The sequence below is a fragment of the Kribbella sp. VKM Ac-2569 genome (genome assembly GCF_004216905.1).
GTDB lineage: Bacteria > Actinomycetota > Actinomycetes > Propionibacteriales > Kribbellaceae > Kribbella.
On sequence record NZ_SGXJ01000001.1, the window covers coordinates 2210797 to 2231555 of the forward strand.

21 protein-coding genes are annotated in these 20759 nt (G+C 68.2%); 8 read left to right on the forward strand and 13 right to left on the reverse strand.

All coding sequences use genetic code 11. The annotated features are described in order from the left end of the window. Window position 1: 1 nt before the first annotated feature. The 3 genes from EV649_RS10425 to EV649_RS10435 all read left to right on the forward strand — a co-directional run bounded on the left by EV649_RS10425 (window position 2) and on the right by EV649_RS10435 (window position 2980). Window positions 2–721: an FCD domain-containing protein gene (locus EV649_RS10425; protein ID WP_130382837.1), complete on the forward strand. Its 720-nt coding sequence runs from the start codon at window positions 2–4 to the stop codon at window positions 719–721. A gap of 125 nt (window positions 722–846) precedes the next feature. Then, the gene (locus EV649_RS10430) at window positions 847–1791 is read left to right on the forward strand and encodes a zinc metalloprotease (protein WP_130382839.1); all 945 of its coding nucleotides are present in this window, start codon (window positions 847–849) and stop codon (window positions 1789–1791) included. A 58-nt stretch (window positions 1792–1849) separates the two neighbouring features. Beyond that, window positions 1850–2980, forward strand: a complete 1131-nt coding sequence (locus tag EV649_RS10435) for a D-alanyl-D-alanine carboxypeptidase family protein (RefSeq protein ID WP_130382841.1) — start codon at window positions 1850–1852, stop codon at window positions 2978–2980. Here EV649_RS10435 and EV649_RS10440 read toward each other — a convergent pair. From EV649_RS10440 to EV649_RS10485, 10 genes are all read right to left on the reverse strand, one after another. Then, window positions 2974–4047 carry a YihY/virulence factor BrkB family protein gene (locus EV649_RS10440; RefSeq protein WP_130382843.1) on the reverse strand — a complete coding sequence of 358 codons (1074 nt, stop codon included), beginning with the start codon at window positions 4045–4047 and terminating at the stop codon, window positions 2974–2976. The genes EV649_RS10435 and EV649_RS10440 overlap by 7 nt on opposite strands. Window positions 4048–4075: 28 nt before the next feature. Continuing rightward, window positions 4076–4591, reverse strand: a complete 516-nt coding sequence (locus tag EV649_RS10445; RefSeq protein WP_130382845.1) for a 2'-5' RNA ligase family protein — start codon at window positions 4589–4591, stop codon at window positions 4076–4078. 5 nt (window positions 4592–4596) lie between these two features. Further along, window positions 4597–5652 carry a tryptophan--tRNA ligase gene (trpS, locus tag EV649_RS10450; protein WP_130382847.1) on the reverse strand — a complete coding sequence of 352 codons (1056 nt, stop codon included), beginning with the start codon at window positions 5650–5652 and terminating at the stop codon, window positions 4597–4599. Between the two features lie 75 nt (window positions 5653–5727). Further along, the gene (locus tag EV649_RS10455; RefSeq protein ID WP_198682385.1) at window positions 5728–6132 is read right to left on the reverse strand and encodes a hypothetical protein; all 405 of its coding nucleotides are present in this window, start codon (window positions 6130–6132) and stop codon (window positions 5728–5730) included. 58 nt (window positions 6133–6190) lie between these two features. After that, window positions 6191–7198 carry an iron-siderophore ABC transporter substrate-binding protein gene (locus tag EV649_RS10460; RefSeq protein WP_130382849.1) on the reverse strand — a complete coding sequence of 336 codons (1008 nt, stop codon included), beginning with the start codon at window positions 7196–7198 and terminating at the stop codon, window positions 6191–6193. Window positions 7199–7246: 48 nt separating this feature from the next. Beyond that, a complete protein-coding gene (ngcE, locus tag EV649_RS10465; RefSeq protein ID WP_130382851.1) occupies window positions 7247–8590 on the reverse strand; it encodes an N-acetylglucosamine/diacetylchitobiose ABC transporter substrate-binding protein in 1344 nt (447 codons plus the stop codon). A 12-nt stretch (window positions 8591–8602) separates the two neighbouring features. Further along, the gene (locus EV649_RS10470; RefSeq protein WP_130382853.1) at window positions 8603–9496 is read right to left on the reverse strand and encodes a carbohydrate ABC transporter permease; all 894 of its coding nucleotides are present in this window, start codon (window positions 9494–9496) and stop codon (window positions 8603–8605) included. Beyond that, window positions 9493–10494, reverse strand: coding sequence for a sugar ABC transporter permease (locus EV649_RS10475; RefSeq protein WP_241997958.1), 1002 nt, complete (start codon window positions 10492–10494; stop codon window positions 9493–9495). The genes EV649_RS10470 and EV649_RS10475 overlap by 4 nt, the downstream gene beginning before the upstream one ends. Beyond that, entirely contained in the window at window positions 10491–11909 is a 1419-nt protein-coding gene (gene ngcE, locus EV649_RS10480; protein ID WP_130382855.1) for an N-acetylglucosamine/diacetylchitobiose ABC transporter substrate-binding protein, read from the reverse strand. The genes EV649_RS10475 and ngcE (EV649_RS10480) overlap by 4 nt, the downstream gene beginning before the upstream one ends. A gap of 24 nt (window positions 11910–11933) precedes the next feature. After that, window positions 11934–12716 (reverse strand): SIS domain-containing protein, encoded by a 783-nt coding sequence (locus EV649_RS10485; RefSeq protein ID WP_130382857.1) that lies wholly within the window; start codon window positions 12714–12716, stop codon window positions 11934–11936. A gap of 209 nt (window positions 12717–12925) precedes the next feature. Between EV649_RS10485 and EV649_RS10490 the strand changes: the two genes are divergently transcribed. Continuing rightward, the gene (locus tag EV649_RS10490) at window positions 12926–13966 is read left to right on the forward strand and encodes a BadF/BadG/BcrA/BcrD ATPase family protein (protein ID WP_130382859.1); all 1041 of its coding nucleotides are present in this window, start codon (window positions 12926–12928) and stop codon (window positions 13964–13966) included. Here the strand turns inward: EV649_RS10490 and EV649_RS10495 are convergent. Next, window positions 13952–14335, reverse strand: coding sequence for a YciI family protein (locus EV649_RS10495; RefSeq protein ID WP_130382861.1), 384 nt, complete (start codon window positions 14333–14335; stop codon window positions 13952–13954). The two genes, EV649_RS10490 and EV649_RS10495, sit on opposite strands and share 15 nt — an antisense overlap. A 149-nt stretch (window positions 14336–14484) precedes the next feature. Between EV649_RS10495 and EV649_RS10500 the strand changes: the two genes are divergently transcribed. Both EV649_RS10500 and EV649_RS10505 read left to right on the forward strand, forming a co-directional pair. Further along, window positions 14485–15075: a helix-turn-helix domain-containing protein gene (locus EV649_RS10500; protein ID WP_130382863.1), complete on the forward strand. Its 591-nt coding sequence runs from the start codon at window positions 14485–14487 to the stop codon at window positions 15073–15075. Between the two features lie 4 nt (window positions 15076–15079). Next, window positions 15080–16336, forward strand: a complete 1257-nt coding sequence (locus EV649_RS10505; RefSeq protein WP_130382865.1) for an MFS transporter — start codon at window positions 15080–15082, stop codon at window positions 16334–16336. Here the strand turns inward: EV649_RS10505 and EV649_RS10510 are convergent. Continuing rightward, window positions 16284–17606: a hemolysin family protein gene (locus EV649_RS10510; protein WP_130382867.1), complete on the reverse strand. Its 1323-nt coding sequence runs from the start codon at window positions 17604–17606 to the stop codon at window positions 16284–16286. The genes EV649_RS10505 and EV649_RS10510 overlap by 53 nt on opposite strands. A 169-nt stretch (window positions 17607–17775) precedes the next feature. Here EV649_RS10510 and galT point away from each other — a divergent pair, with 169 nt between their 5' ends. Continuing rightward, window positions 17776–18822, forward strand: a complete 1047-nt coding sequence (galT, locus tag EV649_RS10515) for a galactose-1-phosphate uridylyltransferase (RefSeq protein WP_130382869.1) — start codon at window positions 17776–17778, stop codon at window positions 18820–18822. Beyond that, window positions 18819–19946 (forward strand): galactokinase, encoded by a 1128-nt coding sequence (gene galK / locus EV649_RS10520; protein WP_130382871.1) that lies wholly within the window; start codon window positions 18819–18821, stop codon window positions 19944–19946. Before galT ends, galK begins: the two co-directional genes overlap by 4 nt. Here galK and EV649_RS10525 read toward each other — a convergent pair. Beyond that, window positions 19943–20755, reverse strand: a complete 813-nt coding sequence (locus tag EV649_RS10525; RefSeq protein WP_130382873.1) for a DeoR/GlpR family DNA-binding transcription regulator — start codon at window positions 20753–20755, stop codon at window positions 19943–19945. The two genes, galK and EV649_RS10525, sit on opposite strands and share 4 nt — an antisense overlap. Window positions 20756–20759 lie beyond the last annotated feature (4 nt).

Below are 20759 nucleotides of genomic sequence, written 5' to 3' on the forward strand. Positions count from 1 at the left end.
CATGGTCGTTCAGGCAGATGACGCGGTGTTCCGGCCGGTACGGGCCGGGAACCCGTTCGAGGAGACGGTCGAGCGGTTGCTGCAGGCAATCAAGCTCGGCGTCGTCGTGCCCGGCGACCGGCTGCCCCCGGAGCGCGAGCTCGCGACCCGGCTGAACGTCAGCCGGGTCACCCTCCGCGAGGCGATCCACGCCCTCACCGAGGCCGGCTACGTCGAGTCCCGCCGCGGCCGGTACGGCGGTACGTTCGTCAACGAGCAACTCCCGAAACCCCGCCGTACGCCGGCCAAACGCCTGGCCCGCGACCTCGCCGGCGGCCTCGACGACGCCCTCACCCTCCGCTTCGTCCTGGAAACCGGCGCCGCGGAAGCCGCCGCGTCCCGCACCCTGACCGCCGCCGAACGCGACCACCTCGAACGCTGCCTCGCCGAAACGTCCACGGCCCGCCTGGCCGACTACCGCCGCCTGGACTCCCGCCTCCACCTGGCCATCGCCGAAGTCACCGGCTCCCCCTCCCTCACGTCCGCCATGGCCGACGTCCGCATGCGCCTCAACGAACTCCTGGACGCCATCCCCCTCCTCGAACGCAACATCGACCACTCCAACCACCAGCACCAGGCCATCATCGAAGCGATCCTGGCCGGCGCCCCCACCCCCGCCCGCCAAACCATGCAAGAACACCTAGCCGGCACCGAAGCCCTCCTCCGAGCCTTCCTCGAATAGCGGCTCGGCGTGGTGGTGCCGTGGCACTGGGGGGCCAGGGAATTGGTTGGCAGGTGCCGGGATGGTGGGGAAAATCGCCGGATTCGGCCGCACCGCCCAAAGCGGCCCGATTCTGGAGGACCGCTATGCGATCTTTCGTTACCCGTCCCCGCGCTCTGGCCGTTCTGCTGGCCGGTACGGCGCTTGCGTTCAGTCCGCTCGGTGGACAGGCGACTGCCCAGTTGCCTCTCGACCAGACCGGCAACCCGGCCTGCTTCACGCCGGAGGAAGGTGCCGCCGCGCGTGGCGGCTTCGGTGCCGACCACCGGGAGTTGTCGGCGGCCGAGCAGAAGGCCATCGACGCCAAGACAGCACAGATCCTGAAGGCCAAGGCAGCCCGTGGCCTCGCTCCACAGGCCGGCACGCTGGCGTCGGCGAGCGTTCCGGTGTACGTCCACGTGATGCTGAGCAAGACCGGTGCCGGTGACGTCACCGCGGCCCAGATCGACCAGCAGATCGCCGAGCTGAACCAGGACTTCGCAGGTCAGGAGTCGTCGCAGGCCGCGAACACCGGCTTCACGTTCTACCTGGCCGGCACCGACCGGTACAAGAACGACCAGTGGCACAAGGACCGCCAGAGCTCGTCGTACCGCTCACAGACGCGCCTGGGCGGCAAGAACGCCCTGAACATCTGGCTGGTCGACTTCTCGTACCTCGGGATCGCGACGTTCCCGTGGGACTACGCGAGCAACCCGAAGATCGACGGCATCCGGGTGCAGTACACGTCGCTGCCCGGCGGCTCGGCGACCAACTACAACGACGGCAAGACCGCGACCCACGAGGCCGGCCACTGGTTCGGTCTGTACCACACGTTCCAGGGAGGCTGCACGACCACGAACGACTCGGTGGCCGACACGCCCGCCCAGAGCAGCTCGTCCAGCGGCTGCCCCGAAGGCCGGGACTCCTGCTCGCTGTCGGGCCTGGACCCCATCCACAACTACATGGACTACTCGTACGACTCCTGCTACAACCAGTTCACGCCCGGGCAGTCCACCCGGATCAGCGACATGTGGACCGCCTACCGGGCCTGACTCAGGGCATGAGACCCACCTGTGACATCTGCACCGCTCGGCAACTAGAGTGCCGCCGATGCGTTTGCTTCTGACGGCCTGCGCAACCACCGCACTGGTGGTCGCCGGACCTCTGACAGCGACCGCCGCCGGCCAGGCCCCACAGGGCCCGGTCGGCGGCGAGCTGCTGACCGCGAAGCCGACGGTGGTCGCCAACGGGGCGGCACCGCCGGCAGTCCAGGCATCGGCGTACGTCGTGGCCGACGTGGACACCGGTCAGGTACTGGCGGCCAAGGCGCCGCACGCGCAGCTCCGCCCGGCCAGCACCCTCAAGACGCTGACCGCGCTGGTCCTGCTGCCGCGGCTGAAGAAGGCCGATCCGGTGATCGGTTCGGACGCCGACGCCGGCATCATCGGCAGCAAGGTCGGCGTGTATCCGGGCCTGCACTACACCGTCGACCAGCTGTTCCAGGGCATGTTCCTGGCGTCCGGGAACGACGCCGTCCACGCACTGTGCGCCCACGACCAGGGCGGCGTACCCGCGACCATCCAGCGGATGAACGCGAAGGCCAAGGATCTCGGCGCGCTCGACACCCACGTCACCGACCCGACCGGCCTGGACGCCGACGGGCAGTACTCCAGCGCCTACGACCTGGCCCTGTTCGCGCAGGCCGGGCTGACCCGGCAGGACTTCGCCAAGTACGCGTCGACGAAGTACACGAACTTCCCGAACGCCGGCAACAAGGGCACCTACCAGGTCGCGAACCAGAACAAGCTGCTCTTCAACTACGACGGCGCGCTCGGCGTGAAGACCGGCTACACCACGCTGGCACGGAACACGTTCATCGGCGCCGCCCGCCGCAACGGGCACACGCTGGTGGTGACGATGATGAACGCACCGCACGGCATCACCGAGGACGCGAGCAACCTGCTGACCTGGACGTTCACCAACTACGGCAAGCTCAAGCCGGTCGGCAACCTGGTCAAACCCGCCGCCGCGCCGCCGAAGACCCAGGCGGAAGGCAAACCCGCCACCAAGCCCGGTTCGGGTACGGCGAGCCGCCCGCAGGCACGCACCGCACTCAACCCCGGCCAGGCGGTCCAGTCACTCGCCCTGCGCGTCCCCGACTGGGCGTACGCCGCCCCGCCCGTACTCCTCCTCGGCCTCTTCCTCCGCCGCCCCCGAGCCCTCCGCCGCCGCCGTCACTGACGACGGATGGAGCGCACTGCTCGGATGCCTTGGACAGCCAGGGTGGTGAGGGTTGCGCCCAGGACCGCGCCGGCGGCGACTGCGACGGTGTCTGCTTTGCGCTCCGGGATCGGGACGACCTTGTAGCGCTTGCCGGGCGGTCCGAGCAGCAGCGGCTCGATCTCGGCGGGCCCGGACGGGAGCTCAGAGCGCTCAGCGGGCTCAGCGGGCTCGGCGGCCTTGGCGTCGACCGTCGCTTCCTTCGTCCAGGCCGCGACCAGCATGATCACCCGGGTCATCAGGTAGATCCACACCAGCAGCGCGAGCGGCAAGGCGACAGCGCCGTACGCCGCGTTGGCGCCGAGCACGTGGTTCACGTAGAGGTTGCCGAGCCGCTGAGCGAGGTAGAACAAGATCCCGCCGGCGAGCGCGGCGATCAGCGACACCTTGCGGGGCAGGAGGATCCGCGGCAGGGCCGTCTGCATGTAGAGGAACAGCACCGCGCCGGCGGCGACCCCGATCACCAGGCTGATCAGGCCGAGTCCCCAGTGCGCCAGCCAGGTACCGTCCAGATTGGTCCAGTCGGCGATCCGCTTGGACAGACCGGTCAGGATCGACGATGCGCCGGTCGCGATCAGGCCGATCAGACCGAGACCGATCAGCGCGCCGAGGTCGACGCCCTTCAGCTTGATCGCGTTGCCCGGCTCGTCGTCCAGCTCGTGCATCGAGCGGATCGAGGCGCGCAGCGAGTCGATCCAGCCGAGGCCGGTGAGCAGCAGCGAGGCCCCGGAGACCAGGCCGATGGCTCCGGCATGCCCGATCAGCGAGTCGATGTCGATCTTGTCGCCGATCCCGGGCAGGTTCTGCTGCAGGGCGTCCTTCAACGCCTCGATCGCGTCGTGGCCGAGCAGCGGCCCGGTGATTGCTGCGGCCAGCACGATCAGCGGAAACAGCGACAGGAACCCGAAGAAGCTCGTTGCTCCGGCCAACCGGTTGCCACGCCGGTCGCCGTACCGCTTCCACGCCCGCCACAGCTGTGTCCGCTGAAACCGCGCCCACACGGCCTTGCCCCGTTGGATGACGCTCATCAATCTCCTGTACCCCGAGGAACGAGGCTCAGCCTGCCAGCGGGAAGGACCGCTGCGGGCGCCACACGCCGTCAGAGCCGTGTTCGTAACGGCTGAAGTGCTCCACGTCGAACGCGCAGTCGTACTCCGACAGGGCGTCGTACGCGCGGTCGAGGGCGTCCTTGTCCAGGTCGTGCGCGACCGTGACGTGCGGGTGGTACGGGAACTTCAGGTCGATCTTGAGCGGGCCGGAGCGGACCTGTGACTGCAGCACCTCGCACGACGAGATGCCCTCGGCCAGCGGCACGAACACCACGGGCGAGATCGGCCGGAAGGTCGCCGTACCGCGCAGCCGGATCCGGAACCGCGGGAACCGGGCCGCGACCGCGAGCAGGTGCTCGTCGATCGCCGCCAGGTCGCCGGCCTCGATCTCGGTCGGCGGCAGCAGCGTGACGTGGGTCGGGATCGACGCGGCCATCGGATCACCGAAGTCGGCACGGTACTTCTGCAACTCCGTGCCGTACGGCTCCGCGATCGGAATCGCGACACCAATCGTCGTCGTCATCCGGTCTACCGGCCCTGCGGGGGGCCGGGGACGAAGCCGAGGCGGTCGTAGACACGGGCCAGCGTGGGCTCGGTGACCGCGCGGGCCCGCTCGGCGCCGGCCGCGAGGATCGCGTCCAGCTGCGCCTTGTCGTCGAGGTAGCCGAGTGTCTTCTCCCGGAACGGGGTGACGAACTCGACCACGACGTCGGCCAGATCCTTCTTGAAGTCGCCATACCCACGGCCGGCGTACTCGTCCTCGAGCTCGCTGATCTTGCGGCCGGTGAGCGCCGAGTAGATCGTCAGCAGGTTGGCGACGCCGGGCTTGTTCTCCTGGTCGAAGATCACGTCGCGGCCGGAGTCGGTGACCGCGGACCGGATCTTCTTCGCGCTCGCCTTGGGGTCGTCCAGCAGATCGATGATGCCGGCCGGCGACGAGCCGGACTTGCTCATCTTCGCGGTCGGGTCCTGCAGGTCGAAGATCTTCGCGGTCTCCTTGACGATGTGCGCCTCGGGGACCCGGAAGGTCTTGCCGAACCGGTGGTTGAACCGCTGTGCCAGGTCGCGGGTCAGCTCCACGTGCTGGCGCTGGTCCTCGCCGACCGGGACGCGGTCCGCCTGGTAGACCAGGATGTCCGCGGCCTGCAGGATCGGGTAGGTGAACAGGCCGACGGTGGCGCGGTCGGCGCCGCCCTTGGCCGTCTTGTCCTTGAACTGCGTCATCCGGCTGGCCTCGCCGAACCCGGTGATGCAGCCCATCACCCACCCCAGCTGCGCATGCTCGGGCACGTGTGACTGGACGAACAGGGTGGACCGCTCCGGGTCGATCCCGGCTGCGAGCAACTGCGCAGCGGACCGGCGGGTGCGATCGCGCAGCGCCTTCGGGTCGTACTCCACGGTGATCGCGTGCAGGTCGACGACGCAGTAGAACGCGTCGTGGTCGTCCTGCAGGGCCACCCACTGCCGCAACGCGCCGAGGTAGTTGCCGAAGTGGAAGGAGTCCGCCGTCGGCTGGATCCCGGAGAGCACGCGAGGGCGTCGCTGGGAACCGGCTGCGGAGGGGTCAGACGCAGCTTGGGACATGGACCCGATTCTGCCAGCGGCGTCAGTCCAACCCACACCCGGGCGGCTTATCAGTCATATCTCAAAAACTATGTGTCACCAGGACCAACCTCGGGCGGCCAGTTCTTGCTCTTCCTGCCAGCGTTTCTCCTCGGAGCGTTTCTGCTCGGCCTCCCCCGGGCAGCCGGCCAGCCGGCAGGCCTCGTCGAGGAGGTCGTCGTACGCCGCCTCGAGGGCCATCAGGCGATGCGCGCGGGCGTAGACGTGGGGCGTGGACTCGATCCGCCGGATCTTGGTGGACAGGTGCCCCAGGCGGGTCTGCAGCCAGAGCGTGGCGAACGGATCCGGGTCCGGGACCGGATGCCGGTGCAGCCGGGCCGCCAGCCCCGCCGTACGCCGCTGGAGGCCACGCCGCCATCGCGACGGCGGCGGACTCGGCAGCAGCAGGCTCAGCAGGACGCACAGCATCAAGAACAGGACCACAGATGCCAGCCATGCCATCGCTCTCACTCCCCACTCAGAGCGTACGGCGAACCAGCCACATCGGGCGACGGTGTTTTTACCCGTTCGTCGCCGGATTCCCGTCCACCGCGGCCGCAAGCCTCGGGACCAGCTCGTCGAGCACGATCGGCAGGCTGAGCACGGACACGAAGCTGGTCGCGCCGTACAGCTGGTCGTCGTAGTCCTCCTCGACGAACACGTCCCGCCCTTGGGTCCGCACCTTCAGATTCTTGTAGAGCGGATCCGCCTTCAGCTTCGCCGTACCGCCCTTGGTCGGGAACCAGACCAGCGCCTGCTGGTCGAGCAGCGAAATCCGCTCCTTGCTGATGTTCGCGCCGAACTTGTCGCCGATCGCCTTGTCCAGCCCGCCCGGCAGCACGAACCCGAAGTCGGTCAGCAGCCGCGACCGCGGATCCTGCGTGCCGTAGATGAAGTAGCCCTCGTACGGCGAGGCCATCAACGCCGTCTTGCCCTTGAACTCGGGATGCTGCGCGCGCACCTCGGAGAACCGCGCCTCGATCCCCTTCACGAGCTCGTCGGCCTGCGCCGGCTTCCCCACCGCCTGCCCGACAGTCCGCGCGACGACCTGCCAGGACACGCCGTAGTCCGGTACGCCGGCAGGCTGCGCGACCGTCGGCGCGATCGCGGTCAGCTTCTTGTAGTCGTCCGCCGTGATCCCGGCGTACAGCCCGATGATCAGGTCCGGCTGCAGCGCCGCGATCTTCTCGAACTGCAGGCCGTCCTTGTCGCTCAGCACCTGCGGTACGGCGCCGTCGCCGAGTTTCGCCTTCGCCCACGGGAACAACGCGCCCGGCTTCTCCCCGAACCACTCGGTCGTCGCCACCGGTACGACGCCGAGCGCAAGCAGCGCGTCCTGTTCGACCAGGCCGACCGTCACGACCCGTTGCGGGGCCTGCTTGACGACGGTGTCGCCGTACTTGTTCTTGATCGTCACCGGGAAGGCGCCGCCCTGTTCACTCGCTGCCTGGGGCGCGTTGTCGTTCCCGCTTCCGCACCCGGTCACGGCGAGCAGGAGTACGGCCAGGGACACCAGCAGGCGGCGCATGGAGACCTCACAGGGGCTGGGTTAGGTTGCCCTAACCTAACCCAGATCTCAGTCCCGGTGGTACTTCGTGACCGCGTTGTCCTGTTTGAGCTTGTCGGCCGCGGCCTGGATCCGCGCGGTCCACTCCGCCTGCGCCAGACCGCCGGCCATGAACTGCCCGGTGGCTGCGGCGGCCGCGGTCGCGAACTCCGGGTACCAGTCGTCGAAGTACCACGTGATCAGCTGATCGCCGGCCGACGCGAGCAGGTCCCGCGCCGAGCTGAGCGCCGTACTCATCTCCAGCCCGTCGGCCGCCCCGCGGACGATGGTGAGCTGACTCGACTCCGAGGTGACCTGCGCCGCGACGTCCGCAGACAGCATCGCCCGCAGGTACTCGAGCCCGCCGGCCTTGTTCTTCGCCTTGTCCGGCACCAGGACCGGCGCGGTCGCCGCGACGTGCAGCCCGCTGGCGAGCGCGGGCGACGTGTCCAGCGCCGGTACGGCGAACATGGTCAGCGCGAAGTCCTGCGGGACCAGGCCCTTCATCTCGTTCTCGAGCCAGTTGCCGCACGGCAGCATCCCGACCTTGGACGCGAGGAGGCGTTTCTGCGACCCGATGTGGTCGTAGTCCGCGGTGCCCGGGGCGAGCAGCCCGCGCTTGGTCAGCTCACCGACCGCGTTGATCGCCTTGGTGACGCTCTCGTCCTTCCAGGCGCCGTCGTCGAGGTTGTCGATCCGCTTCACCACGTCCGGGCCGCCGGTCTTGGTGGCCAGCGTGAGCACCAGTTCCAGCAGGTAGTACGGATGCGTGCCGGCGTACATGAACGGGCCGAGACCGGCCGCCTTCATATCGGTGCCGAGGGCAAGCAGATCGGGCCAGGAGCGCGGCACTTCCCAGCCGTTGCGCTGGAACAGGCTGGCCGAGTACCAGATCCCGTACACGCTCGCGATGTAGTTGACGGTCCGCTGCGACCCGTCGTACCGGCCGAAGTTCAGCATGTCGGGCAGGAGCTGATCCTTGACCGTCGCGGACTGGTTGTCCCAGGACGGTGCGTCCAGCAACTGCTGCAGGTCGGTCAGCTGACCTTCCTTGACCAGCCGGCCGAGCTTCAGCGCGTCGTCGCCGGTGCTGAGCACCACGTCGGGCGGGTTACCAGCGGCGAACCGGGGCAGCAACTGGGTGGACAGTTGCGGTGTCACCTTCGGCGTGACGGCGGCGGCCGCGTACTTCTTCCGGTACGCCGCCGCCGCGAATCCGCCGTACTCCTCAGTGCTGACCAGGTCGACCGGGGCGTTCCCGTCCACAGTGAACGGGTTCTCCTTCGACACCGGCGGGGCGACCGGCTCGCTGGTGCAGCCGGTCAGGACCGCACCGGCCAACGCCCCCTGCAACAAAGTCCGCCGTCTCAGCATCACCGCAGGCTATTACTTCACGCCTCCGGCGGTCACGGAGACCTGCAGCTGACGCTGGAAGATGATGTAGACGACCAGAACCGGCGCCACAGTGATCACCACGGCCGCGAACAGGGCGCCGAAGTCCACCGCATAACCGGCCTGCGACGCGAACGAGGCCATGCCCTGCGACAGCACGTAGTTCTTCGAGTCGGTGTTCAGGGCGACGGGAAGCAGGAACTGGTTCCACAAGCCCAGGAAGTTGAAGATGGCGACCGACGCCATCCCCGGCCGCGCCATCGGCAACATCACCGAGAAGAACGTGCGCCACTCGCCTGCCCCGTCGATCTGCGCAGCCTCGTAGATCTCTCCCGGTAGCGCCTTGAAGAAGCTGTGCAGGAAGAACACGGTGAACGGCAGCGCGAACGCGACGTACGTGACGATCAACCCTGGCAGGGTGTTGAGCAGCGAAAGGTTCTTCAGCACGAAGAACAGCGGCACGATCGCCAGGAAGACCGGGAACGTCAGCCCGGCCAGCATCGAGTAGTAGATCAGCCGGTTGCCGGGGAACGTGAACCTGGCCAGCACGTACGCACACATCGCGCCCAGGATCATCACCAGCACCAGCGCGGAGCCGACGACGATCACCGTGTTCGCGAAGTAGCGACCGATGCCGGCCGTCGTCCAGGCGTTGGAGTAGTTCTCGAATCGCAGCTTGCCCGGCAGCGACAGCGGGTTGCCCAGGACCTCCTGCGTCGACTTGAACGAGGACAGCAGCGTCCACACCAGCGGCAGGATCACCAGCAGCGACCACAGGATCAGCGCGACGTGTGCGGTCGTCGCCACACCCCTGCCCTCCGGGGCCCGCTGGCCCGGCGCGCGGGACGCGACGACGACGTCGGCCCGGTCGGCGGCGGTGGTTGTCATCGGCGTACCTTCACTTTCCGCTCACGTCCGCCGGTCAGGGCGTTCACCGTGAAGACCACGAGCGCGAACAGCATCGTCACCGCGGCCAGGACCACGCCCATCGCCGTCGAGTAACCGAACTGGCCCTTGGTGAAGGCCGTGGTGAACAGTTGCTGGGGCATGACCAGGGTCGAGTTCTGCGGCCCGCCGCCGGGGTTCAGCGCCTGCATGTAGACGAAGGCGTCGAGGGCGGCGATGCCGAGATAGATGTACGCCGTCTGCACGTTGTCGCGGATCAGCGGCACCGTGATGGACACCGCGCTCCGGAACCGGCCGGCACCGTCGATCCGGGCGGCCTCGAACACCTCGGGCTCGATGCCCCGGATGGCGGCGATGAACAGCACCATGTAGAAGCCGACGAATCCCCAGATCATCACGAACATCGACGCCGGCATGGCGGTCCGCGCATCCCCGAGCCACGCGTAGTTCTCGAACCCGTGCAGCCCGATCTTCGACAGCACCGCGTCCAGCACGCCCGAGCTCGGCGTGAACACCTGGGCCCAGATCAGGCCGATCACGATCGCCGGGATCACGTACGGGAAGAACGAGACGATCCGGTAGAAGCCGGCGTACTTCAGTCCGCGGACGGTCCCGGTGCCCGAGCCGCCGATCGTCACCAGCGTGGCAAGGGTCAGCGCCAGCACGATCGTCACGATCGGTACGACGATCGCGAGCAGGACGTTGTTGCGCACGGCCTTCAGGAAGATGTCGTCGTGGAACAGCTTGACGTAGTTGTCCAAGCCGACGAAGTTCTGCCCCGCGCTGAACCCGGACCAGTCGGTCAGCGAGTAGTACAGCGCCTGCACGAACGGCGAGACCACGAAGATCACGAAGACCGCCAGCGGCAGGCCGAGGAACACGACCATGAAGCTGGCCCGGTCGAAGGTCAGCGGCCGGCGGCGCCGGGTGACGGACCGCTTGGGTCCGCCTCCCGGCACGGCGTCTTGCGTCACGGTCACTTCGTGACCGGGATCTTCTTGACCGAGCTGTCGTTACGCACCTTGTCGGTGATCTGCTGCAGGCCCTTCGTCAGGCCCGCCGCGTCGAGCTGGCCGGACAGGAACGAGTTCCAGACCACCAGGTTGTCGGTGTTCATGCCGTACAGGCCGACGAACTGGTAGTCGAAGATGTTCGTGCCGGCGGCGTCCAGCATCGCGGTCTGCGACTGCAGCGCGGTCGAACCGAAACCGTCCGCGGGCACCAGGCCCTTGACGATCGTCGGCGCCAGCCGCGTCTTGGCGAAGTTGGTGGCCGCCTCCTTGGACAGCATGGCCCGCAGCAGCTCCTTGCCGCCGGCAACGTTCTTGCCCTTCGACGGGACGATGTACGGCTCACCGGCCGCGCTGCGCAGCGACTCGTACGGCAGCTTCGGGCTGTCGCTGACCGTGGGCTCGGGAATGCCCTTCATCTGGAACCCGCTCTTGGTGGCCTTCTTCATCTCGTTCTCGATCCACGAGCCCGAGGGGTAGAGGATGGCCTGCTGGTCGTTGCTCCACTTCGCCTGGGCGGCGGTGAACTGGGTGCCGGCGCCGCCGGGCACGAAGTAGCCGTTCTTGACCATGGTCTCCATGGCCTTGAAGACGCTCTGGAGCTGCGGCAGCGACCAGCAGTTCTCCTTGAGGTTCTCCAGCGCCAGCCGGACCTCGTCGCCACCCTCCTTGATCGCGGAGTCGACGGCCAGGGTGTGGTAGTACGTCGCGGCTTCCTTGCCCCAGACGAACAGGTACTTGCCCTTCGCCTTGGCCTTGGCGCCGAGGTCGAGCAGCGCGTCGTAGGTCTTCGGCGGCTCCCAGCCGTTCTCCTTGAACAGGCTCTCGGAGTACCACAGGCCGTAGAGGGTGAGCACGTAGTTCATGGCGACGAACTTGCCGTCGTAGGTACCGGGGTTCTTGGCGCCCGGGTACAGGGTGTCGGCGATCTTCGTACCCTCGTAGTTGTTGGCCTCGAAGACGTCGTCCAGCGTCTCGAGCTGGTCCAGGATCGTGCCGAAGCCGATCTGGGCCTTGCCGGAGTTGTCGATCAGGTCCGGCGGGTTGCCACCGACGAAGCGCGGCTGCAGCTGCTGGGCGATCTCGGTGGACGGGGCGACCTTGACCGTCGAGCCCGCGAACTTCTTCTGAACGAGGTTGGCCGCGAACGTCACGTAGTCGTAGCCGTACCCGCCGTTGAAGATCACGGCGTCAACGGTCGCCTTCTCAGCCATGCCGAACGGGTTGTCCGCGGTCTTGTCGGCACCGCCACCGGTGGAACCGCTGTCGTCGCTGCCACTGCCGGCACAGGCGGCCAGCAGCGTGCTGCCGCCGGTCGCCAGCAAGGTGCCGACCGCTGCGCGCTGCAGGAACAGGCGCCGCGACAGATTGTTGGGAGTGGTCATTGGTCCCGCCTTCCAAGGAGTTTTTCACGCAGTACGCCGGATGCGACCGGCGTACCTTGCTTCAAGGGCATGGTTGTGCTCGTCGCCGCCCGGGATGTTCGCGGACAGGTAGACCGGCGGGGTCTCGCCGGCCTCGGTCATCCGGCGCAGTACCTCGGCAACGAGCAGCTGCGCGATCAGCGCAGCTGTAATGGACGACACCGCGCAGACCTTGCCCGCACCGTCGGGCAGGTCCAGGACGGAGTCGCCGTACGGCGCCTGGTTGTCGAGCACCACGTCCGCGAAGTCGATCAGCTTCTTGCCGGACGGGTGCCGCGAATCCATACCGCCGGTGTGCTGCAGCGAGGTGATCGCGATCAGCGGGTGACCGTGCTCCTTGACCACCCTCGCGAGCTCGACGATCGAGCCGTTCACACCCGAGTTGGAGGCGATGACGAAGAGATCGCCCTCACGGGCCGCGGACAGCTCGTAGAGCTTCCGGGAGTACGCCGGGTCGCGCTCGAGCTCCGCACTGCGCAGCAGCTCGCGCGGCTCGCCACCGAGAAGCACGAGGTCGCGCAACGCGATCCGGTTGGAGGCGATCAGTCCGCCGGCCCGGCCCGCGATCTCCATCGCGAGGGCCTCGGAGTGCCCGGAGCCGAAGGCCTGGATGACGCCGTTCGCGCGCAGCGACGTGACCATCAGGTCGGCGGCCTGCTGGATCGGCCCGTCGATCTGGGTGGTGACCGCGGCCAGGATCGGCATCAACGTTTGAACATACGCCTGTGCGCCCACGCCAGTGGATTCCCCCGTGTTACTGCTGGCCATCAACGGCCCACCCCTCGACTAATCTGCTCGCCAGCGACACTCCAAGTGCCGACAAATGCGCAAGTTTGCTGTTTGCTGGACAGAACTTTTCTCAACTCGTAGCTAAAGTCAAGGCTCATCCGTGTGATCTCCCCAGATCGGGACCGTTGCGTAACCTTGTTTGCTTGTGCTTACTAATAAGCTCTTTCGAGCAGTTTGGAGCATCGCGTATGTCGGTCGAACGCCCGCTTCCGGACGCTGACGCCGCACCTGTCGACCAGGTGGTCCTGATACCTGCCGGACCGCTGGTCCTCGGCGGCGACCTCGGCGGAACGTCCACCCGGATCGTGATCGCGGACTCTGAGGGCAACGTAATCGGTCGCGGCGCCGCAGCGGGAGGGAATCCGACCAGTCATCCGGCAAGTGCGGCGGCCAACTTCGGGCAGGCCCTTCACGCCGCACTGTCCGGTCTGGACCCGACAGCCGTCAAGGCCGGGGTCGTCGGCATGGCCGGCGGGGTGGCACTCGCGCGACCGGACGTGGCCGCTCAGTTCGAGGCCGCCTGGACGGGCGCCGGCCTGATCGTTGCCCCTGACTACATCGGCGATCTCGAGGTCGCTTTCGCCTCAGGTACGCCGGAACCGGACGGGACCGTGCTGATCGCCGGCACCGGCAGCAACGCCGGCCTGGTGCGCAACCATCAACTCCTGCGCACCGCGGGCGGGCACGGCTGGCTGCTGGGCGACGACGGCTCCGGCTTCTGGCTGGGCCGGGAGGCCGTGCGCAGCGTGCTGCAGGCGCTGGACCTCCGCGAGCCGCTCGGGCTGCTCGGGCAGGCCGTCGTACAAACGATCCTGCCCGATCGGGACGAGCATGCGACTGCACATCGGGAAGGATACGACGCACTTCGTGACGATCTGGTGAGAACTGTGAACAGCCGGCCACCGGTTCTGCTCGCGGAACTGGCGCCGGCGGTGATGACGGCGTACGCACAGGACGACGAGACCGCGCGGTCCCTGGTGAAACGCGCAGCCGAGTTGCTCACAGAAACCGCCGCACGGCTGAAGACAACGTCGGACAAGGGCCCTATGGTGCTCGCGGGCAGTGTCGCCGGTGAATCTTCGCCTGTGGGACAACTCATCCGGCAGCACTTCGCGGGCGACGTACTGACCGCCCGGGACGGGGTCGGAGGTGCCACCTGGCTTGCCCTGGGCGCCCTCGACCCCGCCCTCGCAACTACCGAGAACCACCAACGACTAGTCGAACACTGAGACCGGACGGACTTCGACGGCGTAGAACCCCGCCTCCGGGATGGTGGCGGCAACCTCTTCGGCGCGTTCCTGGCTCGCGACGTCGATGAGGAAGACGCCGGCGAGTTGCTCCTTGGCCTCGGAGTACGGACCGTCGGTTGTCGCCCGGACGCCTTCGCGGACCCGGACCACCCGGGTCTTCGTCGGCGGATCGAGCGGGACGGCGTTGATCAGCTCACCGCTGGCGTCGAGTTCGTTCAGCAGGTTGTCGAGCTGCGCGGCGAGCGCGTCCCGCGCCTTCTTCGGCAGGGCCTTGCCCTCCTCGGTGTGCAGGAACGACGGGTGACCCCAGGTGATCGGGTTGCTGTGAATCATCAGCAAGTACTTCATCTTCGGTGTCCTTTCGGGCAGTAACTGGATCTTCGCAGCAGAGGTCGGACACAACCGGCAACACTCGACATTTCGCAGTTTCCGCTGGATCCGCGGCACATTCCAAGCAATGGCTTGACATTGGATTTGGGGTGCTGCATATTCCAAGCATGTCTTTGGAGAAGGATCCGCGGCGGGCTCGGTTGCTGGACGATCCGCTGGCTATTCGGGCGATGGCGCACCCGGTGCGGCTGGACCTGCAGTCGCTGCTGGGTCGGGAGGGGCCGTTGACCGCGGCCGATGCCGCGCGGCGGCTGGGGATCAGCCAGGCGTTGGCGTCGCACCACCTGCGGCAGTTGGCGAAGTACGACTTCGTCGAGCCGGCACCGGGCAAGGACAACCGGGAGCGGCCGTGGCGACTGGTGTCCACGTCGCAGTCATGGCAGGACGCGATCAAGACGCCCGAAGGCGCGGCCGCTGCCGACGTACTCGAGCAACTGATGGCCGAGCGGGCGCTGGACGCGCTGGCGAAATGGCAGCAGCAGCGCCTGCAGGCGGACCCGGTCTGGCGGGACAACTCCGGCATCGGGCAGACCGGCCTCTACCTGACCGGCGAGGAGCTGGCCGAGATCGTCGGCCAGATCAACGAGCTCCTGCAGCGCTGGGTGGACGAGCGGCCGATCGACGACAAGTCCACCCGGCCGGCGGGAAGCCGGCATGTCTCGTTCACCCAGATCGTCGCGGTCTCACCCGAGGAGTAAGCACATGAAGGACTTGTGGGGCGTCCTCGCGCGGCAGCGTGACTATCGGTTGATGCTCAGCGCCGGCCTGATCTCCCTGACCGGGGACTGGCTGCTGCGCACCGGGCTCGCGTTCCAGGTGTACGTACTGACCGGCTCGACGCTCGCCTCCGGCGGACTGCTCCTCGCGTCGTTCCTCCCCGCTGTGCTCCTCGGCTCGCTGGCCGGCGTCTTCGTCGACCGGTGGAACCAGCGCACCACGATGATCGTGACGAACGTGCTGAACGCCGTCGTACTGATCCCGCTGATCGCCGTCCACGACGCGAGCACGATCTGGATCGTGTACGCCGTAGTACTGGCGCAGAGCTGTCTGCAGCAGTTCTTCACACCGGCCGAGCAGTCACTGGTCCCGCTCCTGGTGAACTCCGAGCAACTGGTGACCGCGAACGCACTGAACAGCCAGATCCGCGACCTCGCCCGGCTGGTCGGCGCCGCGCTCGGCGGTGTACTCGCGGCCGCCGGCGGACTCACCCTGCTCGCCGTCGGCGATGCCGTGACGTTCCTGGTCGCGGTCGTGCTGGTCGCCGCGATGCGACACCGTCAGGAACGTCCCGAGTCCAAGGAAGAGACGGCCGGCGGTGCGATCAAGCGGCTGAAGGAGGAGTGGACCGAGGGACTGCGGCTGTGCGTCGCGGGCCCGGCGATCCGGCTGTTCTTCGTGTTCTGCCTGGTCACCGGCGTCGGCGAAGGGATCATGAGCACGCTGTTCGCACCGTTCGTCAGCGCCGAGGTCGGCGGCGACGGGAAGGTGTACGGCCTGATCGTGTCGTCGCAGGCAATCGGCGGGATCGTCGGCGGCTTGGTCGCGGCCGCGATCGGCTCCCGCTGGCCGGCCGCGACCCTGTGGGGAGTCGGCGCCCTCGCGTTCGGCCTGATCGACGTCGCGCTGTTCCTCTACCCGTTGGCGTCGGACAGCGTGATCCCGGCATTCGTCTGCATGATCGTCGTCGGCCTGCCAGGCGGGCTCACCATCGCGGGGATGATGACGGTGTTCCAGAACCTCACCGTCGACGGCACCCGCGGCCGCATCTACGGCGCGGTCGGCGCCGCCGAGAGCGTCGCGGTGCTGATCGGCATCGGCGCGGCCGGTCTGCTCGGCGACGCCGTCGGCATCATCCCGATCCTCGTCTTCCAGGGCCTCGGGTACGTCGTGGGCGGGCTCGTCGTCCTCAGTCGGCGGCGGGTTCTGGTTGCTCGGCCGGAACCTCTTCTGACGGTTTGACCAGGTGTAGGCGGACCCGGGCGACCCGGCGGCCGTCCATCTCGGTGACGGTCAGGGTGTGGGCGTCGATCGGGACCTCGTCGCCGGTCGACGGGACCTTCCCGAGCCGGGCGGCGAGGAACCCGCCGACGGTCTCGTAGGGCCCGTCGGGGAGCTCGATCGTGGTCGCGTCGGCGAAGTCGTCCAGGTTCAGCAGCCCGTCGACCTCGATGTCGCCGCTGCCTAGCCGGGTCGTCTCGGCCGGCTCCTCGTCGTACTCGTCCTTGATGTCGCCGATCAGTTCCTCGACGAGGTCCTCGAGTGTGACGATGCCGGCGGTGCCGCCGTACTCGTCGAGGACGATCGCGAGGTGCGTGCTGCGACGGCGCATCTCGGTCAGCGTCGGCAGCAGTTTCGCGGTGTCCGGCAGCATCAGGACCTCGCGGGCCAGGTCGCCGACCCGCACCGAGCGGGTCGCAACCGCCGGGTCGAACAGGTCCCGGACGTGCACGAAGCCGACGATGTCGTCGGCCGAGCCGTTCATCACCGGGTACCGCGAGTGCGGCCGCTCGGCGGCGAACTTGACCGCCTTGTACGCCGGCATCTCGGCGTCGACGAAATCCACCTCGGTGCGCGGCAGCATCAGCTCGCGCAACTGCCGGCTGCCGGCCTCGAAGACGTCGTCGACGATCTTGCGCTCCTCCACGCCGAGCGACTCGTGCGCGGAGATGACGTCGCGCAGCTCCTCGTCGCTCATCACCTCGCGGTTCGCGTTCGGGTCGCCGCCGAGCGCGCGCACCACCAGGTCGGTGGACCTCGACAGCAGCCAGATCACCGGCCGGGCGCCGGACGCGATCCGGTCCACGAGCGGCCCGAGAGCGAGCGCGAAGCCCTCGGCCCGCTGCAGGGCCAGGCGCTTCGCGGCCAGCTCGCCGAGCACGATCGAGACGTACGAGATCAGGATCGTGATCAGCACCAGTGCGGCCGTGCCTGCCACCGACTCGGGCAGACCGAGCTTCTCCAGCTGCGGTGCGAGGCCGTCGGCGAGCGTCGCGCCACCGAAGGCGGCGGACAGGAAGCCCATCAGGGTCACGCCGATCTGCACGGCGGACAGGAACCGGTTCGGGTTGGCGGCCACCTTGGCGACGATCTCGCCGCGCCGACCGCGGTGCGAGAGCGCCTTGAGCTGACTCTCCCGGAGCGAGACGAGGGCCATCTCGGCCGCGGCGAAGACTCCGCCGATCAGCACGAAGACCAGAATCAGGACGATGTTGAGCAGGGTGTCGTTCATGGGTCGGAGTTCCTAGCGCCCTCTCGTCAGGTGCCGAGAGGGCGTGCGTTGGGCGTAGTCGTCCATTTATCTACTCTACCGGTGGCACGTCTCACGATGCATGTTCGAGTTTGTTGGTTTACGATGATTCCTGGCTGGCCAAGCGTCGGACGGCCGGGAGGGTCAATCGATGAACACACCGCGCGGCGCGCGCCGGACGGACACCAAGCTGTCCGACGGCCGTGAGCTGATCTACTACGACCCAGCTGATGCCCCGGTGCGGGTTCCGCTGGCGGACACCCGCGGGCTGCCCGCCCCGCAGCCGCAGGTCGAACTGCGCACCGATCCGCTCACCGGCGACGTGATCACCTACGCCACCCACCGCAACACCCGGACGTACCTGCCGCCGGCGGACCAGTGCCCGCTGTGCGCGAGCAAGCCGGGCAACCCGACCGAGATCCCGGACCTCGACTACAACGTCGCCGTCTTCGAGAACCGGTTCCCGTCCTTCGCCGGCCCGGGCCGGACCGAGGTGGTGTGCTTCACCAGCGACCACAACCGCTCGTTCACCGATCTGTCCCAGGGCCAGGCCCGGCTGGTCGTCGACACCTGGGCCGACCGGACCGCCGAGCTCGGCGCCCGCGACGACGTCGAGCTGGTGTTTCCGTTCGAGAACCGCGGCCGCGAGATCGGCGTCACGCTCAGCCACCCGCACGGCCAGATCTACGCCTACCCGTTCATCCCGCCGCGGATGCAGAACCTGCTGAGGCAGGCGCGCAAGCACCAAGAAGTTGCCGGTAGCAACCTGTTCGCCGACGTCCTGGCCGCGGAACGCAAGGAAGGCACGCGGGTGATCGCCGAGAACGGCAACTGGACCGCGTTCGTCCCGGAGGCCGCCCGCTGGCCGGTCGAGGTGCACCTGTACCCGCACCGCCAGGTCGGCGGCATCGACGAGCTGTCGGTCGGCGAGCGCGACGACTTCGCCGAGCTGTACCTCGACGTCCTCAGCCGTTTCGACGGCCTGTACGGCGAACCGCTGCCGTACATCGCCGCCTGGCACCAGGCCCCGGTCCGGATCGATCGCGAGCTCGGCTACCTGCACCTGGAACTGTTGTCGATCCGGCGGGCCAAGGACAAGATCAAGTACCTGGCCGGCTCCGAGTCCGGCATGGGCGCGTTCATCAGCGACACCCGGCCCGAGGATGTGGCCGACACCCTGCGAAAGGCCGGCCAGTGAGCTTCCAGAAGGTTTTCGGTACGTCGCCCGACGGCAGCTGGCGTGCCCCGGGCCGGGTCAACCTGATCGGCGAGCACACCGACTACAACGACGGCCTGGTGCTCCCGATCGCGTTGCCGAACCGCATCCTGGTCACCGCCTCGAAGCGGGACGACGGCCGGATCGCCGTCGCGTCGAGCGGGCAGCGGGGCGTCGTCGAGTTCGCGATCGACGACCTGGCCCCGGGTTCGGTCGGCGACTGGGCGGCGTACCCGGCCGGGGCGGCCTGGATCCTGCGGGAGTCCGGCTACCCGATCGGCGGCGCGAACCTGCTGGTCGACTCGGACCTCCCGTCCGGCGCCGGCCTGTCGTCGTCGGCCGCCCTCCTGTGCGCGACGTTCGTGGCGCTGCTGGGCCTGCGCGACCTCGAGGTCGACCCGGCCGAGATCGCGCGGCTGGCACAGAAGGCCGAGAACCAGTACGTCGGCGCACCGGTCGGACTCATGGACCAGATGGCCTCGATGTGCTGCACCGAGGGCCATGCGCTGTTCTTCGACATCCGCGCGATGTCCACCGACCAGATCCCGTTCGACCCGCCGGCCGACGATCTCGCGCTGCTGGTCGTCGACGTGAAGGCACCGCACCGGCATGTCGACGGCGAGTACGCCGCACGCCGGAAGAGCTGCGAGCAGGCGGCGGCCGAGCTCGGCGTACCGGCTCTGCGGTCGATCGCGTTCGAGGATCTCGACGAAGCACTCGGACGGTTGTCGGACGACGTCGTACGGCGGCGTGTGCGGCACGTGGTGACCGAGATCCGCCGGGTCGAGGACGCGGTCGCGTTGATGCGGGCCGGCAAGCTGCGCGAGGTGGGTCCGCTGTTCACCGCGTCGCATGCCTCGCTGCGCGACGACTTCGAGATCACCGTGCCGGAGCTCGATGTTGCCGTCGACACCGCACTGGAGGCGGGTGCGCTCGGTGCGCGGATGACCGGTGGCGGTTTCGGCGGTTGCATCATCGCGCTGGTCGAGGCCTCGGCCGCCGACGCCGTACTGTCCGCGATCGAGAAAGCCTTTGCGGAACACGGTTTCTCGGCCCCGAGCTCGCTCGCGGCGACCCCGTCGGCAGGTGCTTCGAGGGTCAGCTAGGAGGCGATGACGAGGTCGCATCCCGTGTCGCGCATGGCCTTGCGGGCGGCGGGTGTCAGGCCGTTGTCGGTGACGATCACGTCCAGGTCGGACCAGGTCGCGAACGTACTCAGGCCGACGGTCCCCCACTTGGTGTGGTCCGCGACCACGACCACCTCACGACTCGCGGCGATGAACGACCGGTTGGTCTCGGCCTCCATCAGGTTCGGCGTGCTCAACCCGTGCTCGGCGTCGACACCGTGCGCGCCGAGGAACAGCAGGTCCAGGTGCAGCGACGCCAGCGCAGCGGTCGCGATCGGGCCGACCAGCGCGTCCGACGGCGTCCGGATGCCGCCGATCAGTACGACGGTGCGGTCCGAACGCCCGTTGCCGTGGAACACGTCGGCGATCCGCGCCGAGTTCGTGACAACCGTCAAGTTTTCTACCCGCAACAGCTGACGAGCCAGCGCGTACGTCGTCGTACCGGCGCCGATGCCGATCGCGCTGTCCGGCTGGACCCGGGTGGCGGCCTCGGCGGCGATCGCCTGCTTGGCCGCGGACTCCTGGGTCAGCTTGGCGTCGAAGCCCGGCTCGTGCGCGCTGCGCAGGCCGACGGACGTCGCGCCGCCGTGCACCTTGTGCAGCAGGCCGCTGGAGTCCAGGGCGTCCAGGTCGCGACGGATCGTCATGTCCGAGACCCCGAACCGGTCGACCAGTTCGGCGACCGTGATCGCGCCCCGGCTGTTGACCTCGGCAACGATCGTGGCCTGCCGCTGGGCGGCGAGCTGGCCGCCGCGGCCGCGTGGCGGTTCTGCTCCGGCTGCGTTCACGCCC